The sequence below is a fragment of the Psychrobacillus sp. genome (assembly GCF_032154225.1).
Classification (GTDB): domain Bacteria; phylum Bacillota; class Bacilli; order Bacillales_A; family Planococcaceae; genus Psychrobacillus.
On sequence record NZ_JALDYF010000029.1, the window covers coordinates 23,487 to 31,344 of the forward strand.

Consider the following 7,858-nt stretch of genomic DNA (forward strand, 5'->3'; position numbering starts at 1 on the left):
TATTTTTGATTAGCTAAATATATCAAAAAAATTGTTAATATATCAAAATAACAACTTTCTTTAAAACATAAGTCATCTTTTTACTATTAAAATACGAAATTATCATTTAATTAATAAAAACATCGCATTTTTTAAGATTTAATTATTGACGTAAATGGTAGTACTTGGTATGATAATAGACAGATAAGAGGTCTATGTCGAATTTTGACGAAAAAATATGCACTCTTGAGAGGAGAAAATTTATCATGAAATCTACAGGTATTGTTCGTAAAGTTGATGAATTAGGACGCGTAGTTATTCCGATCGAACTTCGTCGCACATTAGGTATTGCAGAGAAGGACGCACTTGAAATCTACGTTGATGATGACAAAATTATTCTTAAAAAATATATGCCTAACATGACTTGTGCGGTTACTGGTGAAGTATCAGATGATAACCTACGTCTTGTTAATGGTAAGTTAATTCTAAGCCCAGAAGGTGCAGAATTACTTATTAAAGAAATTCAAAACAACCTTAAGTAATATGTAAAGCATCCGTATTCTCAGTTGAGTATACGGATGCTTTTTTATTCGTTCACGTGATAGTTTTGATAAACATCTCTCTTCGATAACCCACGAAGAATAGCTACTTCTTTAATTGCTTCCTTTGAAGTACACTGCTTTTCTTCCATGACGGTATTCACATGTTCCTCAATACTCAATTGCTCCCATAGCGGAGACTCCTCATCAACCTCTTCTTGGCTGCTTCCTTCTATTACAATACAAAACTCACCGCGGATTTCATTTTGCTCTGCCCACGCTACTGCTTCATCAACAGAACCTCTTAAAAACTCTTCAAACTTCTTTGTGAGTTCTCTCGCTAAAACAATTTTTCGGCTACCATCCAAAATGGATTGCATATCTTTTAACGAATCCTTTAGTCGATGTGGAGATTCATACAATATAATAGATTCCTGTCTTTTTTGAAGTACTGAAATCTCTGCTTTTCTTTCTTTTTTATTTCTACTTAAAAATCCGTAAAAGAAAAAGGGTTGTGTCGATAAGCCCGATGCAATTAAAGCACTAAGTGCCGCATTTGCACCTGGAATTGGAACAACTGCAAAGCCCTCACTCACAGCTTTCTCCGCAATATCTGCTCCTGGATCGGAAATGCAGGGGAGGCCTGCGTCACTTACTAATGCAACACACTTACCTTGTCGCAGTAATTCTAATATCTTTTCTCCACCAGCTTGCTGGTTATGATCATGATAACTAGTTAATGGGGTCGTTATTTCAAAGTAATTACATAGTTTTTTTGTATTCCGAGTATCTTCTGCGGCAATAACATCTACTTCTTTTAATATTCTTATCGCACGCATCGTCATGTCTTCTAAATTTCCTATGGGTGTTGCAACTAAATATAAACAGCTACTCTGTTCGTGCTCTGTTGATTTTTGAGACTTCATGTTTTATTTGCCCTCCCATGTAATTAATCTTCTGTTTTCTTGTTAATTGTTTAAATGCATACTCTGCTTGCATTGCCAGCTGTTTTGTCTCGTATATTTCATTGAATATGCACGTCACAGGTCCTCTTGCTCGTGTATATTTTGCCCCTTTGCCTTCATTATGCACACTAATTCTTCTTTCCAAATCGTTTGTATATCCAGCATAGTAAGAGCCGTCGCTACATTCTAACACATAAAATGTATGTTTTTTTTCATTCTTTTCCATACAACATCTCTTTCACTTCTTCCGTGTATTCTCCATTTTCACCATACACATATAAAGGCGGAAAAATTTTCAAATCCGGCTTTCCATCTTTTATTCCTTCAATTAGCAATGTATTTGCTTCCTTGCCTTCCTTTGGATAAACAAATCGAATCCTTTTGGGCTCTAATCTATTCGCCCTCATTGCCGTTACTATGTCTAATAGCCTTCCAGGTCGATGAACAAATGCGACTTTTCCGCCTTGCTTTAATAGCTCACTAGCAGAGCATACAGCTTCTTCTAACGTGAGATGTATCTCATGTCTCGCAATGGCTAAATGCTCTTTTAAGTTTTTGTCACTCGCCTCATGCGCTGGAAAATAAGGGGGATTACAAGTGACAACATCGAATTTTTCTGATCCTATTTGTGCTGCAATTCCTTTTACATCAGCTTGTTTAATCGTAATCTGGCCATCCAATTGGTTGTACAGTACACTTCTATTCGCCATATCAGCCAATCGTTCTTGTAGTTCAATGCCGATGATTTCCGCTTGAGTGCGTGCACTTAAAAATAGTGGAATCGCACCATTTCCTGTACATAAATCAACAATTCTCCCTCTTTTCAACGGCACATAAGCAAATCTCGAAAGCAATACCGCATCTAAAGAAAAGGAAAAAACAGATGGACTTTGAATGATTCTCAGTTCTTCTGCCAATAAATAATCAAGCCTTTCATCGTCTTTTAACCATTGTTCCAATGTTATATACCTCCAAGCAAAATAAAAGACTGACACCCACTTATGGAGTGGCATCAGTCAATTAATTATGCATTTTGTTTATTTAAAAAAGACAAGCAAAATAGACAATCCTCTTCTTTACGAGAGCTCCCAAAATGAACATGGCATACATGGTAGCCTTCCTGATATAGTCGCGCCAAGTTATCATGACCTTCTCCTATATCTGTTTTGTTCAATTGTTCACGCTCTTCTTGCTCTTTTTCAAGCAAAGCTTCCTTTTCATGCATTTCATCAAGTCTTTGTCTTAAATGATTATTTTCCTGCTGCAGCGCCTGACGTTCTTCTACCATTATCGCTACAAATTCTTTTAAGGCGCTAAATTGCAGCTGAGTGGACTCTAATTGTTTTTCAAACTCTATAATTGTATCAAAAAAATTACGGTCCATCACACATTCACCTCATTGCCCCGACCATTGTACTGGATTTTCTGCGTGGTTAATAATTTCTTCTAGCGTATAATCTAATATTCTTTGTGGATCATTTAACTCAATACGTAATACACGCTCTAAAATATTCATACTGACGACTTTTCCAAGACCTTCTGGAGTTTCAACTTTCTCACCAATATCAGGCATTTGCTCTCTTGCTAACTCATATTCGTCATTTTCATACTTCAAACAACACATGAGGCGACCGCAAAGACCAGAAATTTTAGATGGATTCAATGATAAATTTTGATCTTTCGCCATTTTTATAGAAACGGGCTCAAAATCTCCTAAAAACGTTGAACAGCATAGCATACGACCACATGGTCCAATGCCTCCTAACATTTTCGCCTCATCACGAACACCAATTTGTCTAAGCTCGATTCGAGTTCTAAATACAGAAGCTAAATCTTTTACTAAATCACGAAAATCAACTCGACCTTCCGCAGTAAAATAAAAAATAATCTTGTTTCTATCAAATGTATATTCAACATCTACAAGTTTCATCTCTAGTTCTCTTTCTACTATCTTTTCTGTCCCTAAAGATAATGCTTGTGCAGATTCTATTCGATTTTCTTCGACTTGAATCCGATCTTTTTCTGTTGATGGTCTAACTACTTGTTTCAAAGGAAGTACTACATCATGTTCATCTACCTGCTTAATAGGCACGACAACTTTACCGTACTCAACACCTCTAGCAGTTTCTACGATGACATAGTCATCTTTTTCTAAAACAAAATCTATTGGATCAAAATAATATATTTTACCCGCTTTTTTAAAGCGAACTCCTACAACATTATACAAAAGTAAATCCCTCCTGCAGGTTTAGCATTAACTGCTCCATCATCAGTGTACGGTTCATATTTTTATGCACATTTTGTTTTGCATGTAAGATCATCTCTAATTGTTTGGAAAGTTGTTCATAGGTTGTATATAAAGCAACTTGCTTCCAAAAAGTTATCATGTCTGGATACGTACAAACTGCGATAGGACTTGCTTTAATAGCTACTATATCACGATAAGCGAATAGTAGTAAATCTAATGCTTGCTCTGCTTGCTCTTTCTCTTTTAAAAGCGGTCCAAAGTCTTCGTGAATACACATTAATGCATCTTGAACACTTTTATTGCTCGCTTCCATTAATTTTAACACTGATTTCCTTGCAAGTCCAAAATGCTCGTCCTTCGCTAAAATAATCGCTTCTTCTACCTGATTTGTCATTCTGCTAACAGTAGCAGCCATAGAGTCTGTTATCCCTTGCTCTACTAATTGCTGTTTTAGAATGGCCTGAGGCATCGTCGCTAAACTAAGTTGTTGGCATCTTGAACGAATAGTTGGAAGTAATGCATGGCTTCTATCAGTTAATAAAATTGCTGTTATTTCGCTTTGAGGCTCCTCTAAAAACTTTAATAATGTATTTGCTGCACTTGTGTTTAATTGATCTGCGTGATGGATGACATATATTTTACGTCCTGATTCCATCGCAGTTTTACTCATCTCCAAAATCAAATCATCTATTTGCCCTCTTTTGATAAACTGGCCATCAGGCTCAATTTGTATAAAGTTTAAATGATTATTCGATTTTAGTCGTTTACATGATCGACATGTTTCACATGGAACATTTTTTGTCGGATTTTCGCAAAATAACAGTTGTACAAAAAATTGCATAACTTTTGTTTTCCCTGTTCCTTTTGCACCTTCTATTATGTAGGCGTGTCCAACTCGATTTTTCAGAACAATCGACTGGATCTGTTTTATAGCGGTTGGTTGCACTTTCTCCACATTCTCTATTGACCAGTTCTCCATGCGAATCACCTTCTTTTCATAAAAATAGAGTTATTATATTTTTCAAAAAATCCCGTGCATCGCATGAGCGATAACACGGGAAATTTACGTGTATAAATTAATAAGTAAACCTTTAATTTCTCCGATTTTATCCAATAAATCAATCGAGTCTTTTTCTTGATTTAAAATCTCTTCTGCTAATTCTACTAGCTTCTCATCAATTGTTTCAACTATTTTAAGCCTTCTACTCTCACCAAAGCGATTCCATGTATGCGATTGTTTTAAACCCATACCATAATCCACTGTTTCTTGTAGAAACCTTTTTATAAGCATTTTAAACTTTGCCATATCACGTAAGTTTCTAGAACGTGCCAGACGATCACCCGCAGATGATACATCTCCTAATAATCTCGTTATCGTATCTGTCTGCATTCTTTGACCATGTTTAGTGACCATTTGTCCAAATTTTGCAGCACGCTCCGCATTTTGAAGATTATCTTTTCTTATGTTATCCATACCTACTCGTAAATCTTGATTTATTTTCACAGTTCTCTATCCCTTCCTTCATTATTAAAAATGATGGAATTGCTCAATCGGTAATACAAATACAGTAGCCCCGCCTACTTCTACTTCCACCGGATAAGGAATATACGAATCTGCATTCCCACCCATCGGTGATACAGGTGCGACCATTTGCTCCCTTGCTCGACAATTATCTCGGATGAGCTCTAATGCTGCTGAAACTAATGAGTCGTCTGTACCAATTAAAAACGTAGTATTTCCAGAACGTAAAAACCCACCTGTACTTGCCAGTTTTGTTGCTCTAAACTTGGCTTTTGTTAAAGCATTCGATAATCGATTACTATCCTGATCTTGCACTACTGCTACTATCAATTTCATCGATACTCACCCCTAATATTTTGTCTTTATACTATTATAACATGAATTATCTAATAACTTCTATTTCCCTTTTTACCATTATATATATTTCTTCTAATACTTCCTCTAAAGTACGAGAAGCATCAATTACTTGAATTCGCTCTGGATATCTTTCAACAAGAGATAAATATCCAGTCCGCACTCTCTCATGAAAAGCCAAACTTTCCACATCTAATCGATTTTTTTCTCGGTTATCATGAGCTTCAATTCTAGCAAGTCCAATACTTGGTTCAATATCAAACAAAATCGTTTTATCAGGCATCGTCTCCCCAATTGCGAATTGATTGATTGCTAATATTTCTTCTACACCAATTCCCCTTGCATACCCTTGATACGCTAAAGAGCTATCGATAAATCGATCGCAAATCACAATTTTGCCGTCCATAATAGCAGGCTCTACCTTTTCCACTAAATGCTGTCTTCTCGCCGCTGCATATAATAACGCTTCTGTACGGCTATCCATCATTGTATGCTCATTATCTAAAATTATGTTTCGTATCTTTTCAGATATAGCTATTCCACCAGGCTCTCGCGTCATTAAAACATCATAGCCTTCTTCAATTAGTTTGCTTCCAAGCAAATTCATCACCGTTGTTTTTCCGGCCCCTTCAGGACCCTCACTTGAAATAAAATACCCTTTTTTCTGCAAAGTTATTCCTCCACTACATATATTAACTTTTCTTCTAAGCGGTGTTCCCCTTGAAATAAGGCACCTTTTTCTATCCACTCTTCTAACTCTACTAACATAGACGTTGTAATCTTTTCTCCTGCAACCATTAATGGAATACCTGGAGGATAGGGGACAATCATTCCCTTTGCAATTCTTCCGATCGAACGGGCATATGGTATCCATACCCCATTTTTCTCATTTATAAGCTCAATTCTCATATTTAACGTAGAAACAAAATTCTCTTTACCGTGCCTTATTTCACTTGGGCTAACTGGAACTTCCTTACGCAGCACATCGACGGCATGCTTTATACGCTTTCTAATTTCTGCAAAGTTATAGTCATGCTCCACTTTTAATAAAGGCAAAATAATTAATACTTGATATATGTCGGCTAACTCTACATAAATATTTTGGTCCTCTAACGCTCTTTGAAGCTGAAACCCTGAATACCTTCCAACGCGAACTAGTAACTTTAGTGGGTCATCTACTTGTATTAATTCAAGATAATTAATAGTCTCCAATGCTTCTATAAATAACCTTCTTTTATCTATAAATTGCCTAAAGTCCATCTCATTATATCTTTCTACATAGCTCCTTGCATCATCTAAAGAGGCCATTAGAAGATAAGATGGACTACTAGACTGAAGCATTCTTAAATACTTATTTACTTTATCTACTTCTATTAAATCGGAATTAATATGCAAAAACGAACCCATTGTTAATGCTGGCAATGTTTTATGAGCTGACTGTACAGCAATATCAGCACCATACTGAAGAGAAGATTTGGGAAAGCCTTTATTCGCTTGAAAATGAGCGCCATGTGCTTCATCAACAAGTACTGGAATGTTTTTTGAGTGACATAGTGCAATAATTTTTTCTAGATGAATTGATGTAACTCCATAATACGTTGGATAAGTTAATACGACTGCCTTTGCACGAGGATACTTTTCTAATGCTTCTTTAATTGTTTCAAACGAAACATGCGTGGTAGTTTTTGATCCCTCATCCCATTCTGGTGTTACAAATATCGGCTCCAATCCGACTAATTCCAACGCATGGAAAATAGATTTATGTGCATTCCTTTGCACTATAATTTGCTCGCCAAATCGACAAGCCGCATAAATCATTGCTATATTTCCAACTGTTGTTCCATTCACTAAAAAAAAGCTTTTCTGAACGGCATATGTTGAACTGAGAAGTTTCTCTGCTTCTTTTATCATTTCTTCTGGGTGATGATAATCATCTAACCCATTTAATTCTGTAATGTCGTACTGCATAGATTCCTTCATTACATTTGGCAAATTTGACAATAATCCATTCTTATGCCCCGGAACATGAAATGAAATATTTTTTTGACTATGAAATTTTTCTAAACCTTCAACTATTGGACGCTTTTCTTGCATCTTTAATTCCCTCGCTATACCGTTCTGAATTCTTTATTCCATTATACATGAACGGATAAGAGCTAACCTTTATTTCTCTTCATTACATATAGAAAAAGTCGTTACCGATTACTCGGTAACGACTTTTTTCAATGCCCAGCGACGTCCTACTCTTGCA

11 protein-coding genes are annotated in these 7,858 nt (G+C 36.1%); 1 reads left to right on the forward strand and 10 read right to left on the reverse strand.

The window, feature by feature from the left end; genetic code table 11:
• Positions 1–245 precede the first annotated feature (245 nt).
• A complete protein-coding gene (locus RUH95_RS20510; protein ID WP_313894770.1) occupies positions 246–521 on the forward strand; it encodes a transition state genes transcriptional regulator AbrB in 276 nt (91 codons plus the stop codon).
• A gap of 44 nt (positions 522–565) precedes the next feature.
• Here RUH95_RS20510 and rsmI read toward each other — a convergent pair whose 3' ends face one another.
• From rsmI to RUH95_RS20560, 10 genes are all read right to left on the reverse strand, one after another.
• Positions 566–1,444 carry a 16S rRNA (cytidine(1402)-2'-O)-methyltransferase gene (gene rsmI, locus RUH95_RS20515; RefSeq protein ID WP_313894771.1) on the reverse strand — a complete coding sequence of 293 codons (879 nt, stop codon included), beginning with the start codon at positions 1,442–1,444 and terminating at the stop codon, positions 566–568.
• Complete coding sequence (locus RUH95_RS20520) at positions 1,407–1,709, reverse strand: GIY-YIG nuclease family protein (protein WP_313894772.1); 303 nt, start codon at positions 1,707–1,709, stop codon at positions 1,407–1,409. Before RUH95_RS20520 ends, rsmI begins: the two co-directional genes overlap by 38 nt.
• Positions 1,696–2,442 carry a tRNA1(Val) (adenine(37)-N6)-methyltransferase gene (locus RUH95_RS20525; RefSeq protein WP_313894773.1) on the reverse strand — a complete coding sequence of 249 codons (747 nt, stop codon included), beginning with the start codon at positions 2,440–2,442 and terminating at the stop codon, positions 1,696–1,698. Before RUH95_RS20525 ends, RUH95_RS20520 begins: the two co-directional genes overlap by 14 nt.
• A gap of 65 nt (positions 2,443–2,507) precedes the next feature.
• Positions 2,508–2,870, reverse strand: coding sequence for a DNA replication initiation control protein YabA (gene yabA / locus RUH95_RS20530; RefSeq protein WP_313894774.1), 363 nt, complete (start codon positions 2,868–2,870; stop codon positions 2,508–2,510).
• A 9-nt stretch (positions 2,871–2,879) separates the two neighbouring features.
• Positions 2,880–3,710: a PSP1 domain-containing protein gene (locus RUH95_RS20535; RefSeq protein WP_313894775.1), complete on the reverse strand. Its 831-nt coding sequence runs from the start codon at positions 3,708–3,710 to the stop codon at positions 2,880–2,882.
• Positions 3,703–4,710, reverse strand: coding sequence for a DNA polymerase III subunit delta' (gene holB / locus RUH95_RS20540; RefSeq protein WP_313894776.1), 1,008 nt, complete (start codon positions 4,708–4,710; stop codon positions 3,703–3,705). The genes RUH95_RS20535 and holB overlap by 8 nt, the downstream gene beginning before the upstream one ends.
• Positions 4,711–4,794: 84 nt before the next feature.
• The gene (locus RUH95_RS20545) at positions 4,795–5,235 is read right to left on the reverse strand and encodes a YaaR family protein (RefSeq protein WP_313894777.1); all 441 of its coding nucleotides are present in this window, start codon (positions 5,233–5,235) and stop codon (positions 4,795–4,797) included.
• A gap of 24 nt (positions 5,236–5,259) precedes the next feature.
• Positions 5,260–5,589 (reverse strand): cyclic-di-AMP receptor, encoded by a 330-nt coding sequence (locus tag RUH95_RS20550; RefSeq protein ID WP_313894778.1) that lies wholly within the window; start codon positions 5,587–5,589, stop codon positions 5,260–5,262.
• A 46-nt stretch (positions 5,590–5,635) separates the two neighbouring features.
• A complete protein-coding gene (tmk, locus tag RUH95_RS20555; RefSeq protein WP_313894779.1) occupies positions 5,636–6,277 on the reverse strand; it encodes a dTMP kinase in 642 nt (213 codons plus the stop codon).
• 2 nt (positions 6,278–6,279) lie between these two features.
• Positions 6,280–7,701: an aminotransferase class I/II-fold pyridoxal phosphate-dependent enzyme gene (locus RUH95_RS20560; RefSeq protein WP_313894780.1), complete on the reverse strand. Its 1,422-nt coding sequence runs from the start codon at positions 7,699–7,701 to the stop codon at positions 6,280–6,282.
• Positions 7,702–7,858 lie beyond the last annotated feature (157 nt).